Origin of the sequence: Paenibacillus sp. 2KB_20 (genome assembly GCF_052115765.1) — a bacterium.
In the GTDB taxonomy this organism is placed as follows: domain Bacteria; phylum Bacillota; class Bacilli; order Paenibacillales; family Paenibacillaceae; genus Paenibacillus_AQ.
In genome coordinates, this window is sequence record NZ_JBFRHH010000002.1 from 579,705 (window position 1) to 597,188 (window position 17,484).

Annotated in this window: 11 protein-coding genes and 1 other RNA gene; 1 reads left to right on the top strand and 11 read right to left on the bottom strand. The window is 46.7% G+C overall.

From position 1 onward, the window contains the following. Window positions 1-751: 751 nt before the first annotated feature. The 3 genes from AB4124_RS08355 to AB4124_RS08365 form a co-directional block, all read right to left on the bottom strand. Window positions 752-1,804 carry a PIN domain-containing protein gene (locus AB4124_RS08355; protein ID WP_441972328.1) on the bottom strand — a complete coding sequence of 351 codons (1,053 nt, stop codon included), beginning with the start codon at window positions 1,802-1,804 and terminating at the stop codon, window positions 752-754. A gap of 71 nt (window positions 1,805-1,875) precedes the next feature. After that, entirely contained in the window at window positions 1,876-2,190 is a 315-nt protein-coding gene (locus AB4124_RS08360) for a hypothetical protein (RefSeq protein ID WP_441972330.1), read from the bottom strand. 2 nt (window positions 2,191-2,192) lie between these two features. Beyond that, complete coding sequence (locus AB4124_RS08365; RefSeq protein WP_441972332.1) at window positions 2,193-4,061, bottom strand: DEAD/DEAH box helicase family protein; 1,869 nt, start codon at window positions 4,059-4,061, stop codon at window positions 2,193-2,195. A gap of 1,155 nt (window positions 4,062-5,216) precedes the next feature. Between AB4124_RS08365 and AB4124_RS08370 the strand changes: the two genes are divergently transcribed. After that, window positions 5,217-6,566, top strand: a complete 1,350-nt coding sequence (locus AB4124_RS08370) for a hypothetical protein (RefSeq protein WP_441972333.1) — start codon at window positions 5,217-5,219, stop codon at window positions 6,564-6,566. A gap of 195 nt (window positions 6,567-6,761) precedes the next feature. Here the strand turns inward: AB4124_RS08370 and ssrA are convergent. The 8 genes from ssrA to AB4124_RS08410 form a co-directional block, all read right to left on the bottom strand. After that, window positions 6,762-7,126: a transfer-messenger RNA gene (gene ssrA / locus AB4124_RS08375) on the bottom strand. A gap of 262 nt (window positions 7,127-7,388) precedes the next feature. After that, window positions 7,389-7,868 (bottom strand): SsrA-binding protein SmpB, encoded by a 480-nt coding sequence (gene smpB, locus AB4124_RS08380; RefSeq protein ID WP_009593386.1) that lies wholly within the window; start codon window positions 7,866-7,868, stop codon window positions 7,389-7,391. A gap of 151 nt (window positions 7,869-8,019) precedes the next feature. Beyond that, entirely contained in the window at window positions 8,020-10,665 is a 2,646-nt protein-coding gene (rnr, locus tag AB4124_RS08385) for a ribonuclease R (RefSeq protein WP_441972503.1), read from the bottom strand. 196 nt (window positions 10,666-10,861) lie between these two features. Next, window positions 10,862-11,092, bottom strand: coding sequence for a preprotein translocase subunit SecG (gene secG / locus AB4124_RS08390; RefSeq protein WP_009593367.1), 231 nt, complete (start codon window positions 11,090-11,092; stop codon window positions 10,862-10,864). Window positions 11,093-11,527: 435 nt separating this feature from the next. Then, entirely contained in the window at window positions 11,528-11,977 is a 450-nt protein-coding gene (locus AB4124_RS08395; protein ID WP_215162742.1) for a PaaI family thioesterase, read from the bottom strand. A 98-nt stretch (window positions 11,978-12,075) separates the two neighbouring features. Then, entirely contained in the window at window positions 12,076-13,752 is a 1,677-nt protein-coding gene (locus AB4124_RS08400) for a long-chain-fatty-acid--CoA ligase (protein ID WP_076322605.1), read from the bottom strand. Window positions 13,753-13,851: 99 nt separating this feature from the next. Next, complete coding sequence (locus AB4124_RS08405) at window positions 13,852-15,642, bottom strand: acyl-CoA dehydrogenase family protein (RefSeq protein WP_441972335.1); 1,791 nt, start codon at window positions 15,640-15,642, stop codon at window positions 13,852-13,854. A gap of 641 nt (window positions 15,643-16,283) precedes the next feature. After that, the gene (locus tag AB4124_RS08410) at window positions 16,284-17,474 is read right to left on the bottom strand and encodes an acetyl-CoA C-acyltransferase (protein WP_076322607.1); all 1,191 of its coding nucleotides are present in this window, start codon (window positions 17,472-17,474) and stop codon (window positions 16,284-16,286) included. Between the last annotated feature and the right edge of the window lie 10 nt (window positions 17,475-17,484).

Here is a 17,484-nt window from a genome sequence, read left to right on the forward strand (position 1 = left end):
GAGGCATAATAGTTATGTGAGATTAGTAATTTATTTCCCTTTCAAGATAAAAGGAGATCGTTTTCATTCAGACAATGGCCTCCCTGCATCTTGTATAAATAATTTGAAAGCCTCCTTGATTTTTCTTTTTCAAAATATCTAAAGTAATTAAACATCCTTAGGGAAATACCACGCAAGTTAAGACATTGAACATTGAAGCACAGATCTTCATTTCGAGACAGCAATGAATCTCGAGAAATAGCGACAGCGCTCTACATCAGCTTTATCACCGCTCAACAAATCAGGAAATTCACTCTTGACAACTTCTCTGCCAAAATCAAATGGTACCCTGAATTTTATCCCGACGTCGGTAATAATACCTGCCATAATAACACCTCATCTCAAGCTCTTCGTAGGGAATATCCTACCTCAAGATTATGGCAGCACCAACCCTATCAAAAGTTAAATTATGAACCTCCAATAGTCCAATGGACTCAGAATAGTCAAAGTGTTTGGACTACATCTGGACTACAATTTCATCACTAAAATGAGAAAAACCCGCTCAAATTGAGCGGGTTCTATGCATGGAGGCGCGGAGTTCAAACAGCGTATTCCACTACTTGTTAGCCCTTATTCCAAGTCACATGGACAATGCTGAGTAGAAGCACGCATACAGTTTCTTAAGCTGCGAAAACGTTGTTTGTTTGTTGTTTGCCGTTTGATAGGCTTTAGCGTTGATGAAGCAGACGACTCCCTGCTACCCGCTGGACTCTCAATAATAATCCTCTTCATATAACACCAACGAAACATCTTGCTCTTCATTTAGTTTACAACTTATCAATTCAAAGTAATTTTCATCTGATATATTAAATCCTATTTGAATTAAAATAGGTATTAAAACATCCGTCTCAACTTCAAGCTCAACCTCTTTTTCAAGACGATATTTCCCTTCTTCTTTATCATAAATCGAGTTTGCATAATCAGTATATGTTACTTCCGCTTTAAAACTAACTCTAACTTCAAACTGGAGAGTTGCTTTGTCCTCTTTCAGTTCAGTAACATTGAAATCGTCTTCCAACTCAACGTTCAACACATCAACATTTTCTACATATCCGTCCTCATTTTCTACAGAAAAACCAAGCCACTTAAAATCCTCACTAATAACCTCTTCAATATTTTCAAAATGTTTTTCTGACAAGCCTATAACAATAGTGTGTCTATACTCATCACTACTTGTTACCAAATTAAGGAATGATTCAATACTACCTAAATAATGCAAGTTTGAACTCTCATTGCAATAATTAGCTAGATCATTATCTAAAGAGATTATGTACATCTGTTCTGAGTTGATCTTACACCAATTATTAAGTGCTATTAGGTTAATAGCATCTGGAAACTCCGATTTCTTTATACTACTGAATGGGGGAATTCCTTGAAAATAAGCCTCCAATAGTTCACTTACCAAAACTGTGTCAACTGAAACTACTGATGCTTTTGAGAGCTCAATGAAAGCATCAAAGTTTTTCTTTGAGACTAAGTTAATGGAGTTGCCTACGTCAGTATTAAAAACCGCATCATATTGTGGGATATGACGAAGGATCATCCCCTTCTTACGAAGGGAATCCAACGCTGATTTCGCTTCTTTTGACCGTTCATCTATCTTATTTTTCACTTCATTTATTACAATTTTAGAAGTAAAAAGTTTTATGTGGTTATCAGTTGCTAATCTCGCTATTTGACCAAGCAAGTGATCTGTAAAACTAAAATTACGATTAATATATATAGAGGAATCTATAAAAACATTACTTGATATTAGTCCTCTCATTTAAATATCTCCTTCACTCAGTGTGGTAAAACAAAAACCGTTAGAGTGCCTAACGGTTTGATAGTAAGGTTTTAAGATACTAATATATTTTTTTGTGATAACTTCTTAAGTATGTTTGATGCTTCTTTATATTTATCAAAAACAACCTGTTCTTTACTGTTCATGATTAATACCTGTTTAATTAGTTGTCCTTCTTTATTATAGCTGAACACATCAGTTACTCTTAAATTGTATGCAACCACGGAATTAATGGTTAGTATAGTCAAATCACCATTATTTGTGATTTTAAACTCATCGCCATTTTCAACAGCATTCTGTACCAATTCAGCGGCTGAAGGTCCGTCATACATTAATAACTTTGAAACTTGATGAATTTCATTCATCATTTTCATTCCTCCATATTGTTTATTTTGTTGTAAATAGCCTGAACAATCTGCGGCAAGAGAAGCCTAGCTTGTTCAAAATCATAAGTTTCCCATTCATCAATTCCGCGTTTAATTCTGTTCTTAAGCGTTTGATTAATGTATTTTATAGCATAAGCATCGTTCGTACCCGCTGATTTCAAAAACGGACTGCTCGTTCTATTTGGTAATTCATTACCTTTAGGATCAATTCCTGTTCTGCTAAATAAATCATCAATTTGAGCAATAACGTCCTCTTTATGAATCTTATGCAGTTCCTCTCGAATAAGTTCTTCACGTAATTTATTACGTTTTTCCGTTATTTCTCCATCAAGCTTGCGTTTTTGCAACGCTTTAAAATCTTCTATTTCAGATTCAGAATATCCCTCTGACCTCATTATATTGGCAAGGTTTTCGATTTTCAATTCCTGTTTTTGTATATTCTCAAGGATTTCATTACGATACAAATTAGCAATTCCATCTGCAAGAAACTCTCTGGTATTATAAATTACTTTACCTTCGGTATTAATATCACCTATATCCCTGCTATACTTCTGTACTCTATGATACTCAATCTCTATAACTTTTTTTCTTTCGGCCTTTGTTTTCTGACCAGTATAAAAATCCCACAATTCATCAAGATCAAGCTCAGTGTGATATACAACATGAGCTATATTATCAATAGCTTGATTCCCCTCTGGCAGTTTTCTCAAAGCTCTGCCTATGAATTGGGCATACGGAGCGAGTGTGCGAAAAGGTCTGAAAATAGCCGCTATACTAATATTAGGGTGATCGAATCCCTCACCTAACATATTAACGTTTACGACTACATCCAATTGTCCCTTTTTGTACTCTATAATAACATCCTCGGCACTATCTGGATCATCACTTGAAACAACACCAGCAGTTAAACCATATTCTTCATAAAGCTTTTTAACTTCCTTTGCATGTTCAATATCACATGCAACAGCAATAATTTGATGATGTGCTTGTCCCTGACTTCTCTTTTCATAAAGCCTTCTAATACTCATTTCGACAATAGTTTTGTTGCAAGCAGGAGAATATGCAACAGAACGAGTTACCCACGTCTTATCCATTTCCGCTAAGGCCGTTTCTTTATCAACAAGCTTACCATCAACCAAGAATTCTAGCTTCTCATTTGTATAGTCTTCAGCAACAATATTTTTTACTAAACCAGCTTTAATGGCATCTGCAAGTTCATACTCATAAACGACATCGCCATCAATCTCCTTATTATCACCCCTTACGGGTGTGGCAGTTAATTTAACAATTTTCTTTGCATTAAAATGCTCTAATGTCTTTAACCAAGATTCCGCTGCGGAATGATGTGCTTCATCAATTATAATCATATCAAAATAATTTGAAACCAATATATTAGCTAAAGCTTTTTTGGATCTTTCATTATATACTTTATGAATATTAGCTATGATAATATCGGCATTATCTAAATAACCCATAACTCTTCTTTTATCAGCTGCAGAAATAAATCCTGCATATCTATACACTTTAGGTAAATTGGTGTCATCTAAAATTACATTTCTTTTAGTCCAAAAGTTAAAAGGTGTTCTGGTATCAAATTCATCGGATACTCCCTCACGAATTATTAACCCTGGAGTAATTATCAAAACCTTACCATCACTAATTTCATACGGAGCTATACCCATCGTTCCTGTTTTACCTGTACCAGTTGGAAGCACAATAATTTTATGACTTTCTGGATTAGAACTAAAACTCTCTTTAAGTCTTCTATGGGCAATTCTTTGGGGGTCACGTAGTGCAATATTCCCCTCTATGAATGCATTAATGCTTTTAAAGTATGAACCCTTTTTATTCAAGATGTTGCTCCTCCCCTAAAATTTGTGAATAGCAAATATCTGTACATATCTCAAATCTGCAATGAACATCGAAGATATTATTATCAAACATTGGAACATATTAGGTAAATAGTCTCATACTACAAATATGCTGTCAATACAGATCAACTCTATCGCTGTTTATTGATTAATCGAACTCTATGTTTGATTCATCCTTAATGTAAACGCAGGGATTACCACAACAATGGCAGTCTGCTTCATTAAGGATTTTTCTAGTACTTCATACGTGGAAATCGTTGCATTAAGCCCGATCCTAGCCACAACAATTCACCTGCACCAAGTATAATTTGAGCAAACGGAAGTTCCCTCCTAACACTCCTGCAGATAAGAAGCCTCTATTTCTAGATACGCATTTATAACGCCATCTGGAATATCCTTCGACTGCATCATCGTTCCTGCAATTATCCATAATCACGATTTTTTTCTGCTATTGCTTGATCATCATTAAACACTATCTCTTCCCAATAATTGTCGAATCCAGAAAATACGAAGGGTCTTCCATCAAGCCCTGAAACCCATTATTTCCCATATCCACTCTCGTAACAGAGAATTGATTACGCTCATTAGGGATTTAACACAGGATCAACAGACAACCATCAAGCACGTTTTGACCTTTGCCGTACACCACGCTAAAAATATTGCTTTTACTGACGGTATTCTGCATGCATTGGATTATCTGGATTACCATCTCTAGGTCATATCTCTAATGGTTTTTTCCTTTTTTTCATTAGAAGGTTTATTGATTGCTGGGTCCTAGGGTTTAGCTTTTTTTGTTACGTTACAATTTTGAAAATATAACGATATATGAAAAATGGAGGGATTAAGTTTGTGTAAGGCTATTCCTAGAGATTATAAATTAATGCATCATGTTTGGATTAACATATATTCCCGGTAAACATGGTTAATTTTACAAATAACACCTAATTAACATTACAAAAGTCAGGTGAAATTTGATATATTGAAGAAAAAGCAGGAACAATGACCTAAATTGTCGCTATTTCCTGATAACAACTAAAATTGGAGCACTAACGTGGTAATAACGTATTATGCTGAAGGCAGGATAATTGCAAATTTCCTTCGTGGTTAAGTCAAATCAAAGAATATAGGTGGTTGCTAGTGAATAAAAAGAAAACTGGTTTCTTTTCCGAAAACAAAGCAATAATTATTGAATGGTTGTTTATATCCTTAATATTACTCATCTTCTTTCTCCTTATATTAAACCAAAGCCCTTTGAGGATAGGGCAAATTTTAATCGACTGGAATCACAAATGGGAATGGGCAAATCAATGGTATGGACTATTCGCAGTATTCTGGATTGAGATATTAATTCTTATCTTCATTTGGGATTTATTATGGATTAGACTCAATGAGTTGGTAAATGCCATTTATAATGATCTTGCACACAAATGTATCAAGAAAAAGTGGTTCCTATTGAAGTTAGTAAGATTTAAATATGGCTACAACAAACTCAGCTATCATATGAGATCTGGTTTAATTAATTACGCTTTAGGAGGTAATGATCGTCCAGAATTAATAGACTATATAGGTAAGCCTACACTTAGTGAAATCATGAAAGCCATTCTATCACTGCTCTTTAGTAAAGTTTCAATCCTAGCAGGTATTCTAACATTGCTTACCTTCAATGATCAGTTAATCAATACACTTCAGAATACAATAATAAATATGTGGAATGAAAATGCATTTTTTATATGGAATAACTTTACTAAGCTCTCTGCAACTGTGGTGCTTGTTCTAATATTATTTCTTGGATATTTCGTAAGCCGACGCGGAATTATTCGTCGTGCTGTGGCACAAGCAAATCGAAAAAAGCTTGAAGAAGTAGTTCTTAAGCATCGGGAGTTATCACATTACATTATCGACCTCATCTCCACAGGCTCTAAAAATATTGATTATGCAATAAATTGTTACGACCTAATAGTGGAATGCTATGCATACAAAATTCAACCTAACTCTTCAATTCCCGCCCAAAGAAGATGGGTAGCCCAACGATATAAAGAATCAAAAGATTTTCTTTTTGAGGATATTCCTGCATTGGATGCGTTCATTCTAGAAATTAACGAAATGAAACTTGCCGAGAATTCTTATATATCTCGATGGTTTTTGAAATCAAAATATGAATTTACTGCTTTATTTATTTTTAATTCATTTAAACTAGAGCTGGATCGAATTAATAGGCTACTTTTCACCAAAAAGGGCTTTGTAGAAATGAATAAACCACCTGAAAAATTTAGTAGACACACTGACAGCGACTTTAACGAAATGATTTTCGAAACAGTTAAAGTCGAAACAAATGAATTTAAAAAATACATTTTAGAAAGATATATAATTGAAGGTACTGAACTCATCTTTGGGTTGTACAGATATTTGAAAGTTCTCGAAACCATACTTAGCATTGATTCAGATAAGTTTGGCCGTGGTCTTCGAGCGTTAACTAACAAAGAATAGTTTGACACATTTGATATGTTGTCGGATGCCCAATGAGAATAACTGTAGGAACTCTTGCTGAGTATCATCATCACTATTATACAAAATGGTACCACACCCTAGACCATCAGAAATATTTCTTATTCATCGTCAGAATCACCGCAACGCATACGAAAACGCAAAAAAGCGACCGTTATCGGTCGCTTTTTTAAGTATGTATGGAGGCGAGGGGAGTCGAACCCCTGTCCGAAGATAACGACAACACAAGCTTCTACGGGTGTAGTGACAGATTTGATGTCACCCTAGAGACTCCCTGTCACCGGATTCCCTTCAGGTCAGCCTGATTGTCTTCTTCAGCTAGCCCCAGGCGGAGACTAGACAGCGTATCCCACTAAAGTTGAGCCCTCATCCCGGTACATGGGCGATACAGAGCGAGAGCACGCTCACAGGTTATTAAGCTGCGAAAGCGTAGTTGTTTTGTTGTTTGCCGTTTAATTGGCTTTAGCGTTGATGAAGTGGACGCGTCCCCACTACCCGCTACTCATGCCCGAACTATCCCCGTCGAATCCAAAAACGCCCCCTTAAGTTGGAGAAATACCGGTGTTTTGCACCTGAGCGTTCCTGCCAAAAAGGGCTATCGGATTAAATCAAAGAATGTATTCAGTCATAGCAGTCAATCTATTGCGAATTCTTTCCCTCCAAGAAAGGAAACGCAAGCTGTATGCTGATTGTCAAAGATCTTATTGATCTCTCTTACATCACTTAGTATATCACATTTTACATCAAAATGATATATACATTGCAGGTAACACAGCTAAAAGCTGCCATCCTGCTAATGCTTAATTACCTTGCAATCTTCTGCTTCTCGCGCAGTGCACGCTGGATATCGCGCTGTGCGTCCTTCTTGGCGGCATCGGCGCGCTTGTCGTACTGACGCTTACCTTTACCGAGGCCCAGCAACAACTTCGCATAGCCGTTACGGATGTAGATCTTTAGCGGTACGATTGCGTAGCCGTCCTGCTTGGACAGGCCCAGCAGCTTGCGGATCTGCTCCTTGTGCAGCAGCAGCTTCCGTGTACGCGTAGGGTCCGTCGGGTTGTTGCGGTTCCCTTGCTCGAACGGACTGATATGCATGTTATGGATATGAATCTCGCCATTCCGAATGGTTGCGAACGCATCTCCAATATTGGCACGGCCGTTCCGTATGGATTTGATCTCCGTTCCGGTCAGGACCATCCCGGCTTCATACGTATCCTCGATGAAGTAATCATGGGAAGCTTTTTTGTTCTGGGCCAGAACCTTCCCGTCACTTTTCTTACCCATGGTCTCACCCCTTGTCATCAACAAAGATAATGGAAAAAGGACTTCCGGCAGACCGCCAATCGCAATCTCACCAGAAGTCCATTGTATCAAACGTCAGCCTCCAAAAGCAAGGTGGGGCAAGCGCCTCCAGCGTAAGATCAGAAGGAGTGGCTTACTTTTTCTTCTTGCGGACAAAAGCGGCTGTGCCGTTTCCGCCCTTGCTCTTCCGTTTGCGGCCACCGCCGCCGGAGTTACCTCCAGCATTACCGCCGCCCGGCGTTGGACCTTCGCCGATGAAAATGCCGCTGCCCGACGTCTTCTTGCGTCGGTTTTTCCCGCCGGCACCGCCAGAGCTGCGAGCATTGCGGTCGAAGCCTAGTGCGCCGCCGCCTGCGGAACTGTAGCCGCCTTTGCCGGAGCCAAAGGCGAAGTTCGACGCCTGCTGCTCGTCTGCACCAGCACCAGCAGCAGCGCCCGCTCCAGCTGGTGCCTCGCCGCTGCGCTTGCCGCGGCCACCCTGGCCGCCGGCGCTGTCACTGCGGCGTCCGCCTGGCGCGCCAGCTTCAGCCGCGCCGCGCTTACCGCCGCGGCCCTTACCCCCGCGGGCTGCGCCATCGCGGGCACCAAATCCGCGGCCACCGTTGCCGCCGCGTTCGCCATCGCCGCGCCCTTGACGGCGCGGCTTCATATCCACCATCTCAAAATCGATGGTGTGATCATCCATGTTCACCTTCGCCACGCGAACCTTCACATCATCACCGATGCGGTATACCTTCGAGGTCCGCTCCCCGATCAGCGCCATATGACCCTCATCGAAGTGATAATAATCGTCGGTCATCGCGCTGAGACGAATCAAGCCTTCGACCGTGTTCTCCAGTTCAATGAACATGCCGAAGCTGGTCACGCTGCTGATAATGCCTTCGAACTCTTCGCCGACCTTATCCAGCATGAACTCCGCTTTCTTGAGCGCTTCCGTATCCCGCTCCGCATCCACAGCCACACGCTCGCGCTCGGAGGATTGCTGAGCGATATCAGCCATCCGGCCGGCCAGATGCTCATGGCGCTTCTCATCGAGCGCGCCGCCGCTCTCCAGCACTTCCCGGATGACCCTGTGAATGACCAAATCGGGGTAACGCCGAATCGGAGACGTAAAGTGGGAGTAATATTCCGCAGCAAGACCGAAGTGGCCCGTGCTCTCCGCATCATATTTCGCCTGCTTCATCGAACGGAGCATCATCGTGCTGAGCACCGTTTGCTCCTTCGTTCCTTGAATGGCTTCCAGCAGGTTTTGCAGGGCGCGCGGATGGATCGCGTTGCCCCGACCCTTCACCTGATGCCCGAAATTGGCCGCAAACGCCATAAAGTTCTGCAGCTTCTCCTGATCCGGGTCCTCATGGATCCGGTAGATGAACGGTACTTTGAGCCAGTGAAAATGCTCTGCCACGGTTTCGTTGGCTGCTAGCATGAATTCCTCAATGATCTGCTCCGCAATGGAGCGTTCTCTTTTGACGATATCCACGGGCTTGCCGTTCTCGTCCACGATGACCTTGGATTCCACAAAATCAAAATCCACCGCGCCCCGGCGCATCCGGCGGTTCCGCAGCTTCAGCGCCAGCTCGCGCATCAAACGGAAATCCTCCACGAGGTCACCGTAGCGCTCGATTAGCTCTGGATCCTCATCGACGAGGATTTTGCGCACATTATTGTACGTCATCCGTTCTTTCGTACGAATAACACTGGTGAAGATATCGTGCTTCACGACTTTCATCTGCTCGTTGAATTCCATTTCACAGGACATCGTCAGACGATCCACCTGCGGATTTAAGCTGCAAATCCCGTTGGACAGACGGTGCGGCAGCATCGGAATGACCCGATCCACCAAATACACGCTGCAGCCTCGATCGTAAGCTTCCTTATCCAACTCGGAGCGCTCGCGTACGTAATAGCTGACATCGGCAATGTGAACGCCCAGACGGTAGTTCCCGTTCGGCAGTCGTTCCACATTCACCGCATCATCGAGATCCTTGGCATCTTCGCCGTCAATCGTCACGATGTTCAGACCGCGCAAATCGCGACGGCCCTGTTGTACGATTTCTTCTTCCGTAATGGCATCGGGCGCTGCATCCGCTTCGGCCAGCACTTCCTCCGGAAAGCCTTCCGGCAGCTGATGCTTGCGGATAATGGACAGAATGTCGACACCCGGATCATCCTTGTGACCCAGAATCTCCACAACTTCACCCTCCGCCGCAGCTCTTCCTTCCGGATAGCTGACCAGCTTCACCACGACCTTCACGCCATCAACGGCTCCGTTAATCGCATGCTTCGGAATAAAAATATCCCGGTTGATCCGCTTATCATCCGGCAGCACGAAGCCATAGGCTTCATGGTTCTGGAATACACCCACGACTTGGGTGACGGCGCGCGTCACGATACGGACCACTTCGCCTTCCATTTTGCCGCCATCGTTCTGTTTGGAACTGATCCGGATAAGCACGATATCTCCATTCATCGCACTCTTCAAGTCATTAGCATGAATGTACACATCCGGGTGCTCGCGATCATCAGGAATCAAGAAGGCAAAACCCTTTGCATGTGCCTGCAGACGTCCGCGCAGCAAATTCATCCGTTCCGGCACGCCATAACGCTGGGTGCTGGTCAGAATGATTTTTCCGGATTGTTCAAGTTCATTCAGCAGCTTCAAGAATTCCCTGAATTCATGAGCATCCTTAATGGCAAAATGCTGCTCCAATTCCTGGTACGTCATCGGTTTGTATGCAGTTTCCCGCATAAAATTCAGTAATATTTCTTCAGTTATCATCATTATCACCTCGGGGAACCTGCAATTTCATCGTTCCGCTATCCATTCTTTACCTTCATATACTCATACCCTAGTATACACGAATTTAATCTCCGGTATCCTTCCGAACACCGCCCTTACCTATGTATTCCAAAATTCAGACAAATAAAAAACCCCCGCTCTTCCAAGAGTGAAAAAGCGAGGGTAACGTTCATTGTTATTTCAACATAGCAACAACGATGGCCAAAATCATAAATCCTGCTGCAAGACCTACCGTTGTACGCTGCAGTACGAGATCCATACCGCGAGCCTTTGTTTTACCAAAAAGATGTTCCGCACCGCCGGAGATGGCACCGGCAAGACCTGCGCTTTTCCCTTTTTGGAGAAGAACGACAGTAATCAACCCGATGGAGAAAATAACAAGCAACACTTCAAAAAATACAACCATGACTTCCACCTCCTACGTATGTAAACATCTGAATTTATTATCTTAAGAGACATTCTAGATTCTACATGAAAAACAGCATTCTTATTGTACCACAGCTTTATCGACCTGACAAGGAGTAAGGGGGAATCACTTCATAACTCCAACCACGAACATGCCATCTCTGCTTCTCGGCTTTAATCCCATAAAGAAGACCCTGTACCAGGTGGATCTGGAGCTTTGTTAACCTTTGGAACCGCCGTATGCGGACCCGCATGTACGGTGGTGTGAGAGGACGGGGGTTAACGCGCCCTCCTGTCATAAGCTCAATTGACGGGAAGCTACTGACCAATAGTTACTCAAACTACTCACCTACAAAATTTCCAGCTCACCAAAAAAATAAATGGCCTGCCCCTCCAGCGTTGGCAGACCACCTGTTTCATAGCAGCCAAGGCTGCTTTATTTCACTCGGAAGGACCCTGTGCTGATCGCCACAAGCTCGCCCTTCTCGTTCGTAATTCTGCATTCCGTCGTGACCGAACGGTGCGTCTGATGCACGATGCTTGCCGTTACGGTGAGGATACCTGCTCTGGCTGGCATGACAAAATGCACATTCAAATTGCTCGTCACCGTTGATTCGCCAGGGCGCTCCAGCATGACGGCAATGCCCATGGCGTTATCCATCAATGAGGAGAGTACGCCGCCATGCACGATGCCCGCCATATTCATATGATGAGGCTGGGCATCCAGCGTCACAACAACCGCCTCCGAGCTGGCAGACGCAAGCTTGCAGCCGAGATATCCCCAGAAGGTGGGCTCCGCCGCTTGGGTCATGGCTTCAATGTACGCCTCCCGGTCTAATTCCGGCTGTCCAGCCTTCGTCTCCGGATTGGCATTGGTATGATTCATCAGGCCGCCTCCTTTTTTCTTCTGACGTCGTTAGTACTGTATCCATTCCAGCGGGATAACATGAATCGCTTATCGTGCCTACTCCGCTATTCTGCGCATCAGCCCGTTCTGCCTTCCTCTTCCTCCTCCAGCAGCTTGCGGCGCAGCACCTTGCCTACCATCGTCTTCGGCAGCGAATCGCGGAACACGTACTCGCGCGGAACCTTATAGGCAGCCAGCTGACTGCGGCAAAACTTCTCGAGGCCCGAAGGGTCCGGAGACGCGCCATCCTTCAGCACAATATAAGCTCTCACGGTTTCGCCGCGATAATCGTCCTTCGTTCCGACCACGACGGCTTCCTTCACGGATGGATGCTCATACAGCACTTCCTCGATCTCCCGAGGGTATATATTGAAACCGCTTGCAATGATCATGTCTTTCTTGCGGTCAATGATCGTAAAATACCCCTCTTCGTCCATCGTAGCCATATCGCCCGTGAACAGCCAGCCGTTGCGCAATGTATCGAACGTCTCCTCCGGCCGGTTCCAGTACCCTATCATCACCTGCGGTCCTTTCACGATCAGCTCGCCAGGCTCGCCGACCGGCATTTCTTCCCCCGTATCGGGATCGACCACCTTGGCATCCGTATCCGGGACAGGTAAGCCGATGGTACCGATTTTGCGCCTTCCCCAGATCGGATTTACATGGGTAACCGGGGAAGCTTCGGTCAAGCCGTAGCCTTCGATCAGCCGCCCTTTGGTCAGCTCCTCGAACTTATCCTGCACCTCGACCGGAAGCCCGGCAGAGCCGCTGACGCAAGCATTGATCGAAGACAGATCATATTCCTTGATCCGTGGATGATTAATCAGTGCGATATACATGGTCGGCGCGCCCGGGAAGAGCGTCGGCTTCATTTTTTTGATCAGGTTCAGAATCATCGTCACTTCGAACTTCGGTACCAATATCAGCATGCCGGCACGGTAGATCGCCTGGTTAAGCAGTACGGTCAACCCGAATACGTGAAAACAGGGGAGAACCGCCAAATACCGCTCCTTCCCATCCTCCACCTGAAAGCACCAGTTCGCAGACTGCACAGTATTGGCGATCAGATTCATATGCGTCAGCATGACGCCTTTGGGAACACCGGTCGTGCCACCGGTATACTGGAGCAGGGCCAAGTCCTTCTCCGCCTTCACGGATTCGCAGATCGGGTCATTCGGCGCACTGGCAAGCAGCTTTTTAAAGGCATGAACGCGGCTTCCATAGTTGACGACCGGAAGGGGACCCTCCTTCTTGGCTTTAATCGGGTAGAGGAGATTCTTGGGGAATGGCAGATAATCCGCCACAGATGTGACGATCATATGCTCCAGTTCCGTCTCCTCGATGACTTTTTCAACGCGGGACACAAACATATCCATCGTGATAATGATCTTAGCTCCGGAATCCTTCATCTGATGTGCAATTTCCCGCTCCATATAGAGCGGGTTGGTCATAACGGCCACGGCTCCTGCGAGCAGCACGCCATAATACGAAATCACTACCTGCGGGCAGTTGGGCAGCATAATCGCTACCCGGTCGCCCTTCTTAATCCCTTTGCTGCGGAGCGCGTTCGCCATACGATAGGACGACTCCAGCAGACTCCTATAGTTGATCGTTTTGCCCATGAAATACATGGCCGGCCGATTCGGAAATTTCTGTGCCGACGTCACGAGAAATGATGCCAAATTCTGTTTCGGATAATCAAAAGCGGGGGCTACTTCGGGCGGATAAAACGGCAGCCAAGGCTTTGTATCCATACAAAACCAACCCTTTCCTAAGGAATGCTCCTTCTTTCCTACTCCAAGAAAAATCTCTCTCTTTTCAGGCTACATTCACATCTCTTTCGGTGCCGGATGCTACACGGTGTACCGTTCGTTCTTGACGACACGGGCGGCGATGCTGCGCTTGAGGGCCACCGTATCGACCGGCGTGCTGCGTGTCAGTTTCTTGAGCACCGACAGCTGCATGCGCAGCATATCACCGGTTTCCACCGAGGCCAGCGTCTCTTTTGCGAGTGCTTCAATGCGCTGGAACGCCTCGTATGCAAACACCTGCGTCATCTCGATCATGCTGGCTGCCTTTTCCACCGAGGTGCGTTCGATTTGCTTGCGGGTACGCAGCAGCGCACTCTCGAGGGCATAAATATCAATCATCATATCCGCCAGATTAGACAAGGCCTCCTGCTCTTTCTCCAGCTTCGTGCCGAACTTCTGTACCGCCAAGCCTCCTGCGAGGAGGAAAATCTTCTTGCTCATGTCCAGGAAGTGCGCTTCCTGCTCCAGTGTGCCTTCAAAGGTTTGACCAGGTACCAGCTGCAGCAGCTCACCCTGGAGACCTTGGGCTTTTTGCAGGAGTGCGATTTCACCTTTCATGGCCTTCTTCACGAGCGTGCCCGGAATCAGGAGCCGGTTGATCTCGTTCGTGCCTTCAAAGATGCGGTTGATACGGGAGTCCCGATAGATGCGTTCCACTTTGTACTCTTGGATATACCCATAGCCCCCGTGAATCTGCACCGCTTCGTCTGCTACGTTATCCAGTCCTTCCGAACAGAACACCTTGTTGATCGAGCATTCAATGGCATAGTCGGAGATCGCGGCAGCCGAGTGGATTCCGGCATCCTCGTTGTTGTAATTGATGTCCTGCATCGCTTCCTCCAGCAGACCTGCCGTACGGTACACCATACTTTCCATCACGAAGGTGGTGATGTTCATCTCGGCCAGCTTCTTGCGCATGAGCGGGAACTGCGAGATGGGCGTATCGAACTGTTTACGGGTGTTAGCATATTTCGCGCTCAGCTCGATGGATTCCTTTGCCGCACCGACGGTGCCGGCTGCCAATTTATACCTTCCGATGTTGAGGATGTTAAAGGCAATCCGGTGGCCTTTGCCGATCTCGCCGAGCAGGTTCTCCTTCGGCACCTTCACATCTTCGAAAAAGAGCGGACGCGTCGATGAGCCCTTGATGCCCATCTTCTTCTCCTCCGGTCCGAGTGTAAAGCCTTCCATCTCCTTCTCGACAATGAACGCGGTGAAGTGCTCTCCGTCAATCTTGGCGTAGACGATAAAGATATCCGCAAATCCGGCGTTAGTTATATATAGCTTCGATCCGTTCAAAATATAATAGTCTCCGTCGTCGGACAGGCGTGCCGTCGTTTTGGCACCCAGCGCATCCGAGCCGGAGGTTGGCTCCGTCAAGCAATAAGCCGCGATTTTCGCGCCAGTCGACAGATCCGGCAGGTACTTCTGTTTCTGCTCGGTCGTGCCGAAGAACACGATCGGCAGTGTACCGATCCCAACATGAGCGCCGAAGGAAAGCGCGAAGGACGATCCCTTCGCCAAGTTTTCGTTAATAATCGTGGAGCTGACTTTATCCAGACCGATCCCGCCGAACGGCTCCGGCACATCGGCTCCGAGCAGGCCCAGCTCGCCTGCTTTGCGAAGCAAATCTACCGTCATCTCGTAATTGAGCTTCTCCAGCTCTTCATCGTGCGGCACAATTTCCCCATCGATAAAATCACGCACCGTCTCGCCGATCATGCGGTGCTCTTCCGTAAAATCCTCAGGTGTCAGGATGCGCTGCATATCGGGATTATCGATGACAAAGCTGCCGCCTTTGATTTTCGGTTCTTTGGTTTGGTTATCGCTCATGATTGGTTTCCCCTTTCGGAATGTGGAATATTGGAGTGCAAGGACTGCCTTGGTATTGCTGGGTTGCGACTTGCTGGTTGATCATGGATGATGTATGCGTGACTGTGGTGCAATAGTGGCCGCTCCGCCTGCGGATTGTACTTCCGATCGCTGTTGAGTTTGGATTTCAATGAATGGCTCTATAAGTAGAAGAAATCCAAACTCAAAGGCGACCACTTCGTTTCTCCAGTACAATTCCGCCCTCTCCGCTGGGTTGGCGTACACTAGTTAATCCCCTAAGTTCAACCCCTGCCTCCGGCTGTCATTGCACCCCCCCTGTGGTTGGAGTGAGTGGTGCGGTGTCCGGTCCGGGTACGGAACGGACACCGCACTAAGACTACATCTCAGTGTGAATTGGCTAGTCATGCATCTTTAGAAGATCATTGAACTTAGATATCGAAAACCTAGATCTGGTTCATTGAATACATTCAGAAGCATTGTTGAACTAAAATTCCCTAGCACCTTGCTCGGGAGCTACTAGTTCCTTGAGGACTGATAGCGCGAATCGAACCACGCTGAGCAGCTGCAAGGACTAATGCGGGAATCCCTCCCCAAGTCCCTTTGGGGTATGGAAGGAAATTCTTCTTGCCACAACCTACTCCTTACGCACCTGCGGCGTGCACCTCGAACACCCCCGCGGCGCCCATGCCGCCGCCGATACACATGCTCACGACGCCGTAGCCGCCGCCGCGGCGGGCCAGCTCGGAGACGAGGCTGACGGTCAGCTTTGCACCGGTGCAGCCGAGCGGATGGCCGAGCGCAATGGCGCCGCCATTGACGTTGACTTTGCTCTCGTCGATACCCAAAGCGCGAATGATGTGGAGGCATTGCGAAGCGAACGCTTCGTTAATCTCGAACACATCCACTTGATCCAGCTCGATGCCCGCCATGCGCAGCGCCTTCGGGATCGCTTCGACGGGGCCGACGCCCATAATTTCCGGCTCTACGCCTGCCAGGGCAAACGACTTGAAGGTAGCCAGCGGGGTAAGGCCCAGCTGCTCCGCTTTCTCGCGGCTCATAACGGCAACCGCCGCCGCGCCGTCACTCGTCTGCGACGCGTTGCCCGCGGTAACCGAGCCGCCGAGGGCAAAGGCCGGCTTCAGTTTGCCCAGCACATCCGGAGTCGTGTCCGGCCGAACCCCTTCATCCGTATCGAAGGCGAAGGTTTTGCTGCGCACCTTGCCCTGCTCGTCGGCCGCAGCCAGCGTTACGTTCACCGGTACGATCTCGTCCCGGAACTTGCCTTCCGCGATGGCGGCGGCAGCTTTGCGGTGACTGCTGGCCGCGAAGGCATCCTGCGCCTCGCGGGTGATGCCGAAGCGGCGAGCCACCTCTTCCGCGGTATGCCCCATGCCGATGTACACCTCTGACATCTCTTCGACAATCGTCGGATGCGGCGCCGGCTTGAAGCCGGTCATCGGCACATGGCTCATGCTCTCGACGCCGCCAGCGACGATCACCTCGGCATGACCGAGCATAATGCGCTCCGCCGCGAAAGCGATCGCCTGAAGTCCCGAGGAACAGAAACGATTGACGGTCAGCGCGGGTACCGTCACGGGATATCCCGCATACAGCGAGATAATCCGTGCGACATTCAGGCCTTGCTCGCCTTCCGGCATCGCGCAGCCGAGGATGATGTCCTCGACGTCCTCTTTTTTCAAGCCCGGCGCACGCTCAATGACGGCTTCCAGTACGGCTTTGCCGAGATCCTCCACGCGCGTCTGGGCAAAACTGCCCTTCTTCGCCTTCCCCACCGGAGTACGGGCAAGGGATACTATGACTGCTTCTCTCATGCCATTCACC

Coding starts and splice junctions, on each gene's coding strand:
- secG (WP_009593367.1), bottom strand. CDS start 11,092: ATGGTTGTATTTTTTGAAGTGTTGCTTGTTATTTTCTCCATCGGGTTG.
- AB4124_RS08395 (WP_215162742.1), bottom strand. CDS start 11,977: ATGAATCATACCAATGCCAATCCGGAGACGAAGGCTGGACAGCCGGAA.
- AB4124_RS08355 (WP_441972328.1), bottom strand. CDS start 1,804: ATGAGAGGACTAATATCAAGTAATGTTTTTATAGATTCCTCTATATAT.
- rnr (WP_441972503.1), bottom strand. CDS start 10,665: ATGATAACTGAAGAAATATTACTGAATTTTATGCGGGAAACTGCATAC.
- AB4124_RS08410 (WP_076322607.1), bottom strand. CDS start 17,474: ATGAGAGAAGCAGTCATAGTATCCCTTGCCCGTACTCCGGTGGGGAAG.
- smpB (WP_009593386.1), bottom strand. CDS start 7,868: ATGGGTAAGAAAAGTGACGGGAAGGTTCTGGCCCAGAACAAAAAAGCT.
- AB4124_RS08400 (WP_076322605.1), bottom strand. CDS start 13,752: ATGGATACAAAGCCTTGGCTGCCGTTTTATCCGCCCGAAGTAGCCCCC.
- AB4124_RS08405 (WP_441972335.1), bottom strand. CDS start 15,642: ATGAGCGATAACCAAACCAAAGAACCGAAAATCAAAGGCGGCAGCTTT.
- AB4124_RS08360 (WP_441972330.1), bottom strand. CDS start 2,190: ATGATGAATGAAATTCATCAAGTTTCAAAGTTATTAATGTATGACGGA.